The organism is Vibrio sp. MACH09 (assembly GCF_033238805.1).
Classification (GTDB): domain Bacteria; phylum Pseudomonadota; class Gammaproteobacteria; order Enterobacterales; family Vibrionaceae; genus Vibrio.
In genome coordinates this window covers 918,334-932,199 of sequence record NZ_BSFZ01000002.1, presented here as the reverse complement: position 1 = coordinate 932,199, position 13,866 = coordinate 918,334, and the positions used below count along the sequence as shown (strand labels likewise).

Genomic DNA, 13,866 nt, shown 5'->3' with positions numbered 1-13,866 from the left:
ATGAAAGGTGTTATTTCCATTCAAAGTCATGTTGTTTATGGTCATGCAGGGAACAGCAGTGCTGTATTTCCTTTACAACGAATGGGGTTAGAAGTTTGGCCCATTAATACGGTTCAGTTTTCTAATCATACGCAATACGAAGAAGGCTGGACGGGAGAAGCGCATTCTGTTGATCACTTATCTAATCTCATCGTTGGTTTAGATAAAATAGATGTGCTGCGTGACTGTAACGCCGTGATCTCTGGTTACCAAGGCAGTGAAAAACAGTGCCACGTAGCAATAGAATTGGTCAACGCAGTAAGAGAGCGCAATCCTACGGCAATGTATATTTGCGATCCTGTAATGGGCGACCCAAGTAAAGGTTGCGTGGTAGCGAAAGGTATCGAAACGATGCTGGTAAATGGGATGATGCCTATGGCTGATGTTATCGTGCCAAACCAGTATGAACTGAGCAAATTTGTAGAGATGGAAATTTACTCGGTTACGGATGCCATAAAAGCATGCAAGGCCGCCTTAGCGAAAGGGCCGAGGATTGTGTTAGTAAAACACCTACACCGGTTAGAGGACTCAAAAAAATATTTTACTATGATGCTGGCCTACGACGACAAGTTCTATATTTCTCATGCACCCAAAATAAGTCCACAAAAGCCGTATGTTGGCGTTGGAGATCTTATAACCGCAGTGTTTACAGCAGGCCTAATGAAAGGTTGGTCTGCGGTGAAAGCATTTAAGCACTGTAACGAGGCGGTATACGGTATCGTACATGAAACCTATCTCTCACAAGAGTGGGAGTTACAGACCATAGCCGCTCAGAATCATTTGCTGGATCCGTCCGAATCTTTTCCTCTTGGAGAGTGTGTTAAAGGAAAACATAGCTGGAACTACTATTCTGCCTAAAAACCAGTTGAGCCACAAACCGAGGCAAAAAGAGCACCGCTCGCATCGGTATCATCGAAGGGAGCCTGTTATTTATGACGGCTCCCTTCTAAAATTCGACTGAAAATCTCATGGCAACTCTAATGAAAAAAATCTTAAATCCGTTCATATTGTTGTCACATCCATACGCTAAATTAACATCATACCCAGTTTGCACGGAGGTATGATGAGTATGATTGCAAAAGATATTCTTACTTTAACTTTCTTGGCTGCAGGCGTCTCCTGCCTGTTGTTGGCTCTACCAGTAGATACGGGTTCTGACGAACTAATTATCTTCATTAACCGGTTTGTTCTGCTATCTTCCGCCGCGATTTTCTTTCTTCTCAGCTACTTATCTTCCCAGAGGAAGGAATAAGCTCTAGCCGCTGATTTATTCTCTACTCATCGGCGGCTAACCATAACGTCTTCTAACGTTTATTACTGTCGTTTTTATTCAATCTTTCACCTAGCCATTTGGGTACTCTTGTTGCATCCAAAGCGAAGTACTTGTTCACAAACGGTGGTCGCTTTTACATTTATCAATGAATCAGGTAACAAGCGATGTTTAAGATTAAGCCAATCGAAACCTTACAAGAAATCAGCCACTTAAAAGAACTCTACTTTGCTCAAGCTACGGTACCATTAGATGGAATGTGGCACTTTGGATTTGCTTCTATGTCGGCACATTTTGGTTTTTATGAGCAAGAGAAATTAGTCGGATACTGCTGCATCAACAGCGATGGCTATATGCTGCAGTTCTTTGTGACGGATGAAGCAAAGTTAGATCCACGAGAATTATTTACCCTGATTGCTGAGCAAAATAGTGCGGTCATCGGCAGTGTGAATGGTGCGTTTGTTAGCACAGCAGAACCTCAGTACTTGTCGCTCTGTTTAGATAACTCCTCAACATTTAAAGTCAATGCACTGATGTACAAGCAAAAGGCGCTTAGCACAGAACCCCAGAAAGCCATGCTCGATCTAACACTTGCTGAGCAACAACAACTGGACGACTTTGTCACCTTTGCAGCGACCAATATTGGGGCTCCGGAAGAGTGGTTATCCGGATACTTTGCCAACCTTATCAGCCGTAAAGAACTGTTTGGCTACTGGAGTAATGGCGAGTTACTTGCCTCTGGTGAGTGCCGTTTGTTTGATGAATATCAGACTGAATATGCAGATCTAGGCATGATTGTCGCTCAATCTCAACGCGGTAAAGGTATTGCAACTCAAGTACTTAACCGCTTGGTGAACTCTGCCAATGAGCGGGGATTAACCCCTATCTGTTCAACTGAAAGTAGCAACTTAGGGGCACAAAAAGCGATCAAACGCGCAGGTCTAACGTCACAGAATCGTATTATTCAAATTGAATTTAACCGAGACTAAAACCGTTATCAAAGCCCTTGTCTAACCTGACTTGGGCTTAGTTTCTAATTGTTCCAAACTAACATATAGTAATAGGTAAATGCTTAACAAACTAAAGAAGCTGATATGATTCACTGGTTACAGCCATCAAAGTCTGCCGACATTGCCAAGTATGTTGATTGCTATTGGTTAATTGAAAAAACGGCCAACGCCACCAGCTATCAGTACCCAAAACTCAATCCTGATCCCTCTGCGCATTTGATTATTTCCCCCTCAAATCAACCCTATCACTATGATTTAGGGCCGGGTTCAGCAACTGGGATAGGTTGTCATTGGCTGTTCCCACACAAACAAACCTTTCAATTAGACCACTGCAAACCTTTTGCGCACTTAGGAATAAAGTTTCATATTGGTGCGTTATATTCACTGGGGCGCTTTGCCGGTAAAGAAACAACACTAGACGGAGTTGAAGAGATCAATCTGTCGAAGGAGTTTAGTCATCTAAATGTGGACGAAAACAGGCTCATTGAACTCGCTCGACATGACCCTCATCAGTGCGGCAAGCAATTGGATAATTTGCTATCTCCGTGGATAGCTAACGCCAGCGAAGATCAATATAGCAAGGTCACTAAAAAAGCGCTTCAACTGTTAGACACCAGCACTATTTCAGAATTAGGTGCGCAACTTTTCTGTTCGCAACGAACATTAGAGAGAAGTTTTCAACGAGTGACGGGCCTGACATTAAAACAGTGCCAGTCGATGAATAAACTTGAAGCGCTGCTGGAGTATCTCACCCAACGTGGTTCTGAAGATATCGACTGGGTGGCAGTCGCGTACGAATTTGGCTTCAGTGACCAACCTCATCTGATTCGCCACCTAAAAAAACAGTTAGGGTTAACACCTAAGACCTATGAAAAAGAGAGAGGACTCACTATAGACGTTTACGGTATGAGTTCCAGCTCTAGCTGAAGCGATTAGACGACACGGCCGTTAACAAAAAATTTTCACTCTCCATTAAGAATAAAAACAATCCGCTTCTACAGACAAAGAGCCTGTAGAAGCGGCCAATTAAAAGTGATTAAAGCACTCGTTTCATTTGGACATATTCACCATTAGTTTTCAATATCACCATAATGGTATTGTCATTCCGGTTTCTAAAGAACCAACCATGATTACCCGTAAACGCAGCAACTAACTCCCCTTCACCTTGAGGAACACCACGTCCCTTTTCGTAGCTAATCGAGTTACCATTCCCGTCACCATGGGTATCGTAGTTAACAACGCCTCCTTTCGCTAGCCACTGAAAAGCAGCGACCGTACCTTTCTTCATCTCCAGCTTTACCTCTGCACCTTGTCCGGGCTTTAAGGTTAACGTCATCTTGTCTCGCCACTGCGGCTTTGTCTCTACTGGTACTGTGCTTACCGGTTCTATGGACATAGATGTAGATTTAGATGCAGGTGCTGGTTCAACTTTAGCGACTTCCGTTATCTCTGTCGTCTTGGTCAGAGCCATATCTCGAGCAGCTTCATCTGCTAATTGTTCCTTAATTTCTCCCATATCCGTTAGGCCCAGTAGCCGCCCCATCCCTGTCGGGTCGATAGCATATTCTGCAGGTAAGACTAAGGTTACTAGTAACATAACTGCGGAAACCAAGGCGATCATAGTTGAACGAACAAGCTGTTTAGTTGTTGGTAGCTCTGCTCGTGTTGGCATGTCTGTGTTATACATGAGTGATTCCTATTTACGATTGAGCAACAACGTAGCCCGTTAACTGATAACCGATGAGCATAAAGCCTAAGCTCATCATAATGACATTGACCGAATAGGCCTGACGATAAAAGCTGGCATGCCTTCGCCAAAAACCCATCACAATCAAGATGGTGCCAAGGGCAATAAGTTGTTCGATTTCAACACCAATATTGAAAGCCACGAGATTAGCAAGCAAACCATCTGGCGATATATCATAGTCAATGATTTTGGAAGACAAACCAAACCCGTGGCAAAAACCAAACAGCAGTGTGGCCAATTTGGTATTTGGTTGACGGCCAAACCAGCGTTGGAATGCCCCTAGATTATCCATCGCCTTATACACAACAGATAGGCCGATAATGGCATCAATAATGTAACTGTTGATACCAATGTCAAAATAGACCCCGAGTAGCATGGTTGACGAATGTCCAACCGCAAAAAGGCTTACATAGAGAGCGATATGCTTCATCTTGTATAGAAAGAAAATCACTCCAAACAGAAACAGGATATGATCATATCCGCTAACCATATGCTTAGCACCTAAGTACATAAACGCGATGATATTGACCCCTGTGATTTCTTGTATATAACCCTTATCACCTTGTGCGACAGCGTGCGCCAATGCTTCTTTACTCATAAGGGTGAGTACTAGCAAGGTAAGACTCAGCCATCCTTTTTGTAAAAATACACTCGCACTTCGGTAAAACCTGCTCTCTTCAGCAGAAGAAAGTAAATTCATAACAACTCCATTCATTCTTAATAACTTATCCGCCGACATAGGAGGTGGCGGTGTGAATACGACTTGAATGGTGACCTCTGGGAGGGCGCTTAATTTTAAAGGGCTTACGAATAGGAAAACCGCTTGTTCGCCTACTGTTTTCGGTTTCTGTTAGGCCTAATAAAGCAATACTCACTGCTTCATCTAACGTCACATTGTCATGGGTATGATTACTCGCGTCTTGTTGATTTTTTTTCCCATCCTCCAAAAAATGATTGTGGTTTTCTGAATGAGAGTAAGCCGAGCCGATCAGTGGCATTATCACTACGCCATTAGAACGAAGCATCCTTAAACCAGATGAAGCGACACTCACCGTGACGATGACAAGCATCATTAAACCAACTGACTGTATAAACCTTTTAGACAACATAAACATTACAATATAGGGTTAGTAAGGCGCTCGACTGCATGTTGAAGACGTGCTGAAAAAATAATAGGCAACCATACCGAGAAGACAAAATGTCGCCATACACAAATAACCAGCACTTAAGCCAAATAACTTTACACTCACTCCAGCACTCAAATAGGTAATCAACCACCAAAAATGCGTTAACGAAAAGTGTGCTGCGAAATAAGGGGAGCTCTCTTCATCCATGCATGCTTCCCGAATGAGAAGCCCGGATGTTGTCTGGATACAAGACATACCCACTCCTAGAGCCAGGCACACGACAATATAACCAGCCCATCCGGGAGTGAAAAAGCCGAGCAGAAATGCACCAAAAATTGCGGCCATACCTACCCAGTGGAACGTTTGAGGAGAGGTAAACTTGAGCCATGATGGGAGTTTAAAAGCGATCACCATTGAGCCTAGTCCGACAATCATCATTGCCCACGCAATTTGCTGTTCTCCACCATCCAATACGTCATGTACATAAACGACCGTATTCACTAATACCATGGCTGATGCACTCGCGGCGGAAAGATACGCCATCCACAACGCTTTAAGTGACGGCTTACTCAGATAATTCCAAATCCCTTTAGTTACCCCAGCAACAATAAATAAGTTGGGTTGATGCTTAACTTTCGACGAGCTGGGAATAATGCAGAAAAGAATCAATATGGCAGATACAACAAATGTAGCGGCATCAAAAATAAACAGTTGTCGAAAACTAATCACACTTAACAGTAAGGCTGCCAACAAAGGGCTGACGAGCTGTTCAAGATCGTAAGCAAGACGGCTTAAGCTCAACGCTTTGGTGTAGTCATGTTTATCAGTAACAACTAAGGGCAATGTTGACTGGTACAGAGGGGTAAACCACGCCGAGCAAGCATTGATCAGAAAAGTCAGAAAGTAGACTTCCCATAAGCTTGAAACAAAAGGCATAAATGCGAAAACGCCAGCGCGAACAAGATCCAACGCAACCATAGTTTTCCCTACAGGTAGCTTTTGACTAACGGTACTAAGTACTGGCGCAAGCAAAATGTAGGTCAGCATTTTTATGGCAAAGATGGTACTTAACACCATGCTTACTTCACTTTCTGCCAGATCATAAGCGAGTAATGCCAAGCAAATCGAGCTGACACCTGTCCCTGTTAATGAGGTAATTTGAGCTAGCAGCAAGCGTAAGTAGTTTCTGTTCTTCAACATCTTGACTTGCTCATTGATGATTTCAGTATGTAATACGGCGAGTATAGACATCGCTTAATAATCGGTAAAATTGAACATATTGATTTTTTATATCAATATTATTGATTGACAGAACACCGTGTAGAACGACGTATTCTTGGTTAGCTGAGCAATGAAAGAGATAAAAAGTGAGTATAGAAAGTCGGACTATTAGTTTGACTAATTTGTAGAATTATAGCGATCGATTTGATAAATCCCGTTATTTCAATATGCTTCACTACAATTAGCAATTTGAAAGCCATAGATCAATTAATGTGCCTCTGGCTCAAAAAAATCATGCATACTTTACCTATCACTTTCTTCATCTAGGATTATCTTACTCAGTAAGGAGAGACATGAAAGAACTTAACTGGCGCGGTATCGATCTAAACTTATTGCTGACATTTGATGCAATAATGAGGTTTGAAAGTGTTTCCGATGCATCCAAGCATCTAAACTTAGGACAGCCCGCGACGAGCTATAACCTGAAGCGACTTAGGGAACTGCTTAATGATCCTCTTTTTGAACGAGTCGGTCACCGTATGGTTCCGACTCACAGAGCAAGAGAGATAGCCCCAAGAATTGAGCATATTCTTACGGTATTTTGTGAAGATGTCTTACCTCGGAAAAATTTTGATTTCGACGCTTATAACGGAACCTTCAAAATAGGCCTGACGGATTATGCCGAGCAGATATTTGGCCCGGATCTGTTTGATTTAATCCAGAGTTTGTCTCCCAAGAGCAAGATTATCTTTAAACCTGCGGATAGCCAAAATAGCGTACAACTGCTGGAGAAAGATGAGATTGATCTGTGCATTGGCGTATTCCATGACCTACCAGAAAGTATAAGCAAAACCTTTCTGTACAGAGAAAAACACTGGTGTATATTTGATAACAACAAGCTGAACACTCAGTTGCCAATTCCACTTGATACTTACTTAGCCACACCTCAGATGATAATTTTAGCTGATGACACCTTGGTCACTAAAGTCGATAAAACTCTGGAAAACATGAATGTCCAACGGAATGTGGTACTCGGCACCACCCGATTTTTTACTATTAGGCACATGCTGCATGGGCGAAACTTACTCGCTGTCACGGCAGAAATGGTAGGTCGTTCAGATCTATTTCAAGACCAGTTGACACTATGCCCACCACCTATTGATATACCTGACTTCGATGTCGATATGCTCAAGCTAAAGCGCGATGAGTCTCACCCTCGAATGGTGTGGCTGAGTGAAAAAGTAAAGACGTTGGTGCAGTCTAAAGTTTCGAAACTTAAATCCAATCATTGAATTTTCAATCTCTAGGGTTAGTTGATGCCCGATTACGAACCCAGTGAATAGAACGAAATATAGAAAAGTTACAATGCTGTCTAATTAGAGAAATCGCGTTTCAACGGCTTAACCACACTGTCTAAGCCTTCTACTTTTAGTGCCAAACACAACTGCATTAACTGCCCCAACTCTCCTTCTGGAAACTGTTCTTTACGAGCAAACCAAAGCAAATACTCTTCAGGCAAATCAATGAGCACTCGGCCTGCATACTTTCCAAACGGCATCTGCATACGCGCCAATTTTATTAAGTTCTCTTTCTCTAACACTGCACTTCCTTAACGTTTGATAAAACCTATTTATTCTACTTGGGGTAGCAGACAATATTGTGAAATATAACCGTTTCACTCACCGCCCGATAGCCATGATCTTGATCGGCAAAGAATCGAACACTTTTTCCTTCAGAAAAGCTCTGCCACTCTCCCTCAATCAATAACTCTATCTCACCACTTAAAACACAAACGTGTTCAACCACGCCAAATGCATGGGGCGAAGAGATCTGTTGGTGATGCTGCTTTAAGGTAATTTCGAACATCTCCATGGCCGTATCCGCAGCGAATGGAAACAGCGTTTTTACCTGCATATTGTGGTCGTCAGGAAAGGTATTTTCGCTTAATCGTAGCGACTGTTCCGTGGCAAAAAAAGCGGAAAAAGAGACATTTAATCCGCTGGCGATCTGCCAGAGTTTCGCAATGGTTGGGCTAGACTCCTGTCGCTCTATTTGGCCCAGCATCGCTTTAGAAACGCCGGTAAGTTTCGCTGTCGCATCTAAGCTAATCCCTTTGCTCGCTCTTATCTGCTTCAAGTGAGTGGCTATATTGGCTTTAAAATCTGAATTTTCCACGTCAAAATCCCATTGTGCGTTATTACGCACAATGATAAGCTGACCCAATGTGCGCTATTGCGCACAAGGCTACCATTAATTAATAGTGAAGAAAACACCATGAAATCACTTTTTCAATTACGTTATATCTCTGCTGGATTTACCGCCATTGTGGTGGGATACACAAGCTCCATCATTATTGTTATCCAAGCCGCGACAGCATCAGGAGCAAGCGACTCATACATCGCTAGCTGGTTGTTCACTCTTGGTGTTGCCATGGGATGTACATCGATACTCTATTCTTGGTTTTTGAAAACACCCATCTTAATGGCGTGGTCTACTTCTGGTGCTGCAATGTTGGTTACTGCTGTCTCTGGCTATCAACTTGAGCAGATAGTGGGCGCCTTTATTGTGAACGGCATACTCATTGTCATTACCGGTTTAATTAAACCACTAAACCGCCTACTCACTAATATTTCTCCTCAGATCGCCACGGCAATGCTGGCCGCCATTCTACTCCCTATCTGTATGGCCGCATTCTCCCCCGTGAATGATGATGCTGTGACCTTTTTCGTTATGTTCATCAGTTTTCTACTGGCCAAACGTTATTACCCCACATTTGCGATGCTGATTCTACTGATTGTCTCACTCGTTTTAACCATGATTAACGGCACATTTGATCAGTCTGAACTGTCGCTGACACTTCCCTACCCTATTTGGATGTCAGCGCAGTTTGATGGAGCAGCCATTCTCAATATTGCGCTCCCTTTGTATATCATCACCATGCTTTCACAGAACTTACCCGGTATTGCCATGATCAAAAGTCATGGCTATCACATTAACACGTCACCCGTATTTATTGGTTCCGGATTCATCAATGCTCTACTCGCTCCTTTTGGTGTTTTTAGTGTCAACCTTGCCGCTATTTCGGCGGCAATTTGTATGAACGATGATGTCGATAAAGATACAAAGCAAAGGTATAAAGCGGTTATATGGGCCGGTATTTTCTATCTTGCGGCCGGTGTGTTTGGGGCGACCATTGCGGATATTTTTATGATACTGCCTGACTCCATTAGCAAAATCCTCGCTGGCTTAGCGCTTTTTGGCACCTTAGTGATGTGTTTAAAAACCATGGTGCTCCATTCTGAACATCGTGAAGCCGCTGTACTGACCTTTATTATTGCATCATCAGGTGTCTCTTTATTCGGTATCAGTGCACCAATACTTGGACTGATTAGCGGAACGATCTATAGCAAACTATTTGCAGTAACAAGTAAACATTGACTTAATAAGCCCGATGCTTTTAAGTAAGGCATTAATCGCCGATAAGAGGAAGTCAGTATGGAACGCACAGTATATATAAATGGACAATATTTCCCTGAATCAGAAGCGAAGGTTTCTGTATTTGATCGCGGCTTTCTTTTTGCTGATGCGGTCTATGAAGTGACCTCTGTTATTAATGGCAAGCTGGTTGATAGTGCAGGACATATGGCCCGTCTTACCCGCTCATGTCGTGAACTTGGCATAACTCTCCCCGTTGACGAGCAAGAGTTGCAGGCCATTCATAAAAACCTTATTGAAAAAAATCAACTTAATGAAGGTGGCGTTTATCTTCAACTGACCCGTGGCAGTGATGGCGATCGTGATTTTGGCTACCACCCAGACACACCTCCAACATTGGTGATGTTTACGCAAGTGAAAGCCCTTTTGCGCTGCCCACAAGCGGACAAAGGTATTGGCGTTATTTCACTGCAAGATATTCGCTGGAAACGCCGCGATATAAAAACCACCAGTCTTTTAGCTGCATGTATGGCCAAACAAGCCGCCAAGGAAGCAGGCGTAACTGACGCATGGCTTATTGAGAACGGGTTTGTCACGGAAGGAGGGTCGAATAATGCCTACATTGTTACAGAAGACAATGTGTTAGTGACTCGCCCTCTCAGCAACGACATTCTGCATGGTATTACTCGCGCCAGCTTACTCAAGTTGGCGGACAGCCTAAACCTTACAGTAGAAGAACGTCTATTTACCATAGAAGAAGCGTACAAAGCTAAAGAAGCGTTTATTAGCTCGGCGACAACGTTCGTCTGGCCTGTGGTAGAAATTGATGGTCACACCATTGGCGATGGCAAACCGGGAACCATTACCAACAAAATGCGAGAAATCTATATAGAAACGGCAACGAGCAATATAAGTTAGCTTGTTAGAACGTTTTAATTGAATAAAAGTCGCGCTCTAAAAGTCTGTCGTTTCTAGATACGATTTATTCATTATCTCCCGCTTACTATTGCAGCAATTTACTGTATAGTGCGGGAGAAATCTCCCACAAGAACAATAATATAAAACCAATGCTTTGGCTGACAGTTGTGTCTGTATTGCGACATCGGCTTGGGCTACATGTAATGTCATTTAGTGATTAAGGTTCTCCATGCCAATATCCAGCGCTATTCAACTAATCCTTCTCGCCGCCATATGGGGAAGTTCATTTCTGTTTATGAGAATCGCAGTACCCGCGCTTGGGCCTGCAATGATGATAGAACTTCGCGTTCTTCTGGCAGCTCTGTTCCTATTTGTTGTTGCGATTGTGATGAAGCGAAGACTGGACTTTTTCCAGTATAAAATGCATTTCTTTATCATAGGATTATTTAATACTGCCCTGCCTTTCTTACTCTTTGCTTACGCGGTGCAAACCTTAAATGCTTCGACACTTTCAATATTAAATTCAACCGCTGCTATCTGGGGCACGGCTATCGGTGTATTCTGGACCAAAACACCATTAACCCGTAAAAAAACCGTCGGCTTATGTCTTGGTGTATTGGGTGTTGTGGTGTTAGTTGGCTGGGATGCAGGACAACTGGAAGAAGGCTCCGGACTTGCCATTTTTGCAGGCATTATGGCTGCGGCCTGTTACGGTATTGCCAGTAACTACACCAAAACCGCGCCACCAATGTCCTCATTTAATAATGCACACGGCAATATGTGGGCGGCTTCCCTTATCGTTCTTCCTTTATTACCCTTCTTCCCTGTGAAGGAAGCGATAGGAGTAGAAATAAGCCTCTCTGTTATCGCGCTCGGTGTTCTTTGTACTGGAATTGCTTACCTGCTCTACTTTAAATTGATCGCAGATGTCGGCGCCGCATCGGCACTTTCTGTTACCTTTCTTATTCCTGCGTTTGGTATTTTCTGGGGACACCTTATCCTAGATGAACCGATTGGCTGGAATACGGTATTTGGCACCTTGCTGGTGGTATCAGGTACGATGTTAGTGACTGGATTTTCTTTGAAAGCCTTTGTAAATAAAAAGCTTCGAAAGGCACAAAGCAGATAATAAATGAGACCGTCAAGGGCGCAAGCGCCCTTGACTCGCCACGAACTTACGCTAATTTAAACTTGTTAACCACTGACGATAATTGTGTATTGGCCCCCGCCAGATTCGTCGCTTCTTCTGCGGTATTTAAACCACTATCAGAAAGCTCTTTAGCCATATCCCTAATGGTTGCCATGTTGGCCGCCACTTCACCAGATACCTGACTTTGCTCTTCAGCAGCGGTAGCAATCTGATTATTCAAATCATTGATTTGCAGTACCGAATCCGCGATTTGATTCAGTTCAGACTCTACGGTATTAGTCTGCGAAACCGTCTCTTTACAGGTTGTTTGGGTAACATTCATCGCCTGAATTGCAGAGTATGAACCCTGTTTTAATTGAGCAAGTGTTGACTGAATATCCTCGGTACTCACTCTGGTCTTTGCTGCCAAGGCTCTAACTTCATCGGCCACCACCGCAAAGCCTCTTCCTTGTTCCCCTGCCCGGGCAGCTTCAATCGCCGCATTCAACGCCAATAGATTCGTCTGATCAGCGATATCGCTGATGATATTAAGCACATCGGTAATCGCCGACGTATCTTGCTCGATAGTCTCTATACTTTCTGACGTTGACTGCACATTTTTTACCAGCTCAGAAACGGTAACGGTTGACGATCCTACACTTCCTCTGGACGCTTCGACTTGACTGCTCATAGATTGAGTAAAACTGGACGCACTTGAAGCATTGCTTGCCACATCATCTGCGGTGGCACTCATCTCTTCCACCGCGGCAGCAACTTGCTCTGCTTCCTGATTATGTTTGATCAGCACTTCACCGTTTGCACTCACCTGCGATTCTAAGTTTGTTACGCTCGCAGCAATGGATTCAGATGCGCGAGACACATCCTTCATTAAAGACTGCAAATTGGCAATGAACTGATTTATATCCTGCGATATCTGTCCTAGGTCATCATTCGAGGTCACTGGCAGACGCCGAGTAAGGTCACCATTCCCCTGAGCAAGGTCATGAATAACGGATTTGAGCGAAAGAACCGGTTTGTAAAGAAAGTACAGCACGCCTACAACCGTAACGACTGCCGCAATGATCATTAAAACGGAAGAGATCATCGAGTCATAAAAGGCGTTTTCTATTTCTTCATAAACAACCGACTTACTGACTCCGAAAAACAGATACCACTTTTTCCCATCCGTCAGTTCAATCTCTCTGGTAAAGCCGATTTTCTCAACCCCTTCGACCTGATAATCAACCACCGAGAGTCTGCTTGCTTTCATTCGGTTATAGACTTCACCCATCTGAACATCTTGAAGTGAGGTGTTAACTTTTAGGACATTAGAATTAGACGCCAGAGACTTGCCGTTTTCATCAAGAATGGCAGTAACAGAGCCAGAAAATTCGATATTGTCGACGGTGTTACTTAATATTCCTAAGCTTATATCCGCCAGTACCGCACCATTTCTGGTTGATTTAACGATGGAAACAACCAAGTCATTAGTGCCCGCAATTTCGTAGGGGTCAGTGATGATGACATTATTCGAGGCTTTCGCCTGCTTGTACCATTGACGTGTGGTCGGGTTGTAACGACTTTTATCGCCAATACCATTTTTGAATAGATCTGAGTTATCCGAGGTGTATGAAGAGCCATCATCAAAACCAAACAGAATGGCTGATACGTCGCTGGTACTTTTTACTAATCTTGATATCGCGACATAGTTCTTATCAAATGTCTCACGCTCACTGTACCTTGCTAACTCATCAACAGCGTCAATTTTACCACCGAACCAGTTTTGCAGCTTATCCGCTTCACCATTCACGATCATCAAGGACTGCGAGTTAATATGCTCTTTAAGAGAGGATTTCAGCGTGTCATATGAAAGCATATTTGATATCAATAAAACGGTGGCGACTAACACAGTGACAAACAAAATTATTGATGCTTTAAAGCCTATTTTTTTAATCATTTCACACCTTTAG

14 protein-coding genes are annotated in these 13,866 nt (G+C 43.2%); 7 read left to right on the top strand and 7 right to left on the bottom strand.

The genetic code is table 11. The annotated features are described in order from the left end of the window. From pdxY to CHJ_RS19430, 3 genes are all read left to right on the top strand, one after another. A complete protein-coding gene (gene pdxY, locus CHJ_RS19440) occupies positions 1-897 on the top strand; it encodes a pyridoxal kinase PdxY (RefSeq protein ID WP_317918696.1) in 897 nt (298 codons plus the stop codon). Positions 898-1,476: 579 nt separating this feature from the next. Further along, positions 1,477-2,298, top strand: a complete 822-nt coding sequence (locus tag CHJ_RS19435; protein ID WP_317918695.1) for a GNAT family N-acetyltransferase — start codon at positions 1,477-1,479, stop codon at positions 2,296-2,298. 105 nt (positions 2,299-2,403) lie between these two features. Next, complete coding sequence (locus tag CHJ_RS19430) at positions 2,404-3,246, top strand: helix-turn-helix domain-containing protein (protein WP_317918694.1); 843 nt, start codon at positions 2,404-2,406, stop codon at positions 3,244-3,246. Between the two features lie 109 nt (positions 3,247-3,355). Here the strand turns inward: CHJ_RS19430 and CHJ_RS19425 are convergent, their stop codons facing one another. From CHJ_RS19425 to CHJ_RS19410, 4 genes are all read right to left on the bottom strand, one after another. Continuing rightward, entirely contained in the window at positions 3,356-4,006 is a 651-nt protein-coding gene (locus CHJ_RS19425) for a transmembrane anchor protein (protein WP_317918693.1), read from the bottom strand. Between the two features lie 13 nt (positions 4,007-4,019). Then, the gene (locus tag CHJ_RS19420; protein WP_411861591.1) at positions 4,020-4,664 is read right to left on the bottom strand and encodes a HupE/UreJ family protein; all 645 of its coding nucleotides are present in this window, start codon (positions 4,662-4,664) and stop codon (positions 4,020-4,022) included. 127 nt (positions 4,665-4,791) lie between these two features. Then, positions 4,792-5,139, bottom strand: coding sequence for a hypothetical protein (locus CHJ_RS19415; protein ID WP_317918691.1), 348 nt, complete (start codon positions 5,137-5,139; stop codon positions 4,792-4,794). A 54-nt stretch (positions 5,140-5,193) separates the two neighbouring features. Beyond that, positions 5,194-6,393, bottom strand: coding sequence for an MFS transporter (locus CHJ_RS19410; protein WP_317918690.1), 1,200 nt, complete (start codon positions 6,391-6,393; stop codon positions 5,194-5,196). 374 nt (positions 6,394-6,767) lie between these two features. Between CHJ_RS19410 and CHJ_RS19405 the strand changes: the two genes are divergently transcribed. Continuing rightward, positions 6,768-7,706 carry a LysR substrate-binding domain-containing protein gene (locus CHJ_RS19405; RefSeq protein ID WP_317918689.1) on the top strand — a complete coding sequence of 313 codons (939 nt, stop codon included), beginning with the start codon at positions 6,768-6,770 and terminating at the stop codon, positions 7,704-7,706. A gap of 80 nt (positions 7,707-7,786) precedes the next feature. Here the strand turns inward: CHJ_RS19405 and CHJ_RS19400 are convergent, their stop codons facing one another. Both CHJ_RS19400 and CHJ_RS19395 read right to left on the bottom strand, forming a co-directional pair. After that, a complete protein-coding gene (locus CHJ_RS19400; protein WP_317918688.1) occupies positions 7,787-8,014 on the bottom strand; it encodes a DUF3820 family protein in 228 nt (75 codons plus the stop codon). 35 nt (positions 8,015-8,049) lie between these two features. Next, entirely contained in the window at positions 8,050-8,589 is a 540-nt protein-coding gene (locus CHJ_RS19395; protein ID WP_171751688.1) for a helix-turn-helix domain-containing protein, read from the bottom strand. A 99-nt stretch (positions 8,590-8,688) separates the two neighbouring features. Between CHJ_RS19395 and CHJ_RS19390 the strand changes: the two genes are divergently transcribed. From CHJ_RS19390 to CHJ_RS19380, 3 genes are all read left to right on the top strand, one after another. After that, the gene (locus tag CHJ_RS19390) at positions 8,689-9,852 is read left to right on the top strand and encodes a benzoate/H(+) symporter BenE family transporter (RefSeq protein WP_317918687.1); all 1,164 of its coding nucleotides are present in this window, start codon (positions 8,689-8,691) and stop codon (positions 9,850-9,852) included. A 57-nt stretch (positions 9,853-9,909) separates the two neighbouring features. Continuing rightward, on the top strand, positions 9,910-10,767 hold the full coding sequence (locus tag CHJ_RS19385; RefSeq protein WP_317918686.1) for a D-amino-acid transaminase: 858 nt from the start codon (positions 9,910-9,912) through the stop codon (positions 10,765-10,767). A gap of 229 nt (positions 10,768-10,996) precedes the next feature. Then, on the top strand, positions 10,997-11,896 hold the full coding sequence (locus CHJ_RS19380; protein WP_171751685.1) for a DMT family transporter: 900 nt from the start codon (positions 10,997-10,999) through the stop codon (positions 11,894-11,896). Between the two features lie 46 nt (positions 11,897-11,942). On the opposite strand, the gene CHJ_RS19375 is transcribed toward CHJ_RS19380, so the two are convergent. Further along, on the bottom strand, positions 11,943-13,853 hold the full coding sequence (locus CHJ_RS19375; protein WP_171751684.1) for a methyl-accepting chemotaxis protein: 1,911 nt from the start codon (positions 13,851-13,853) through the stop codon (positions 11,943-11,945). Positions 13,854-13,866: the final 13 nt, after the last annotated feature.

Excerpts from the sequence above, each read along its gene's own strand:
- CHJ_RS19385 (WP_317918686.1), top strand. The coding sequence starts at position 9,910 with ATGGAACGCACAGTATATATAAATGGACAATATTTCCCTGAATCAGAA.
- CHJ_RS19390 (WP_317918687.1), top strand. The coding sequence starts at position 8,689 with ATGAAATCACTTTTTCAATTACGTTATATCTCTGCTGGATTTACCGCC.
- CHJ_RS19405 (WP_317918689.1), top strand. The coding sequence starts at position 6,768 with ATGAAAGAACTTAACTGGCGCGGTATCGATCTAAACTTATTGCTGACA.
- CHJ_RS19380 (WP_171751685.1), top strand. The coding sequence starts at position 10,997 with ATGCCAATATCCAGCGCTATTCAACTAATCCTTCTCGCCGCCATATGG.
- CHJ_RS19375 (WP_171751684.1), bottom strand. The coding sequence starts at position 13,853 with ATGATTAAAAAAATAGGCTTTAAAGCATCAATAATTTTGTTTGTCACT.
- CHJ_RS19425 (WP_317918693.1), bottom strand. The coding sequence starts at position 4,006 with ATGTATAACACAGACATGCCAACACGAGCAGAGCTACCAACAACTAAA.
- CHJ_RS19410 (WP_317918690.1), bottom strand. The coding sequence starts at position 6,393 with ATGTTGAAGAACAGAAACTACTTACGCTTGCTGCTAGCTCAAATTACC.
- CHJ_RS19420 (WP_411861591.1), bottom strand. The coding sequence starts at position 4,664 with ATGAGTAAAGAAGCATTGGCGCACGCTGTCGCACAAGGTGATAAGGGT.
- pdxY (WP_317918696.1), top strand. The coding sequence starts at position 1 with ATGAAAGGTGTTATTTCCATTCAAAGTCATGTTGTTTATGGTCATGCA.
- CHJ_RS19415 (WP_317918691.1), bottom strand. The coding sequence starts at position 5,139 with ATGATGCTTGTCATCGTCACGGTGAGTGTCGCTTCATCTGGTTTAAGG.
- CHJ_RS19430 (WP_317918694.1), top strand. The coding sequence starts at position 2,404 with ATGATTCACTGGTTACAGCCATCAAAGTCTGCCGACATTGCCAAGTAT.
- CHJ_RS19435 (WP_317918695.1), top strand. The coding sequence starts at position 1,477 with ATGTTTAAGATTAAGCCAATCGAAACCTTACAAGAAATCAGCCACTTA.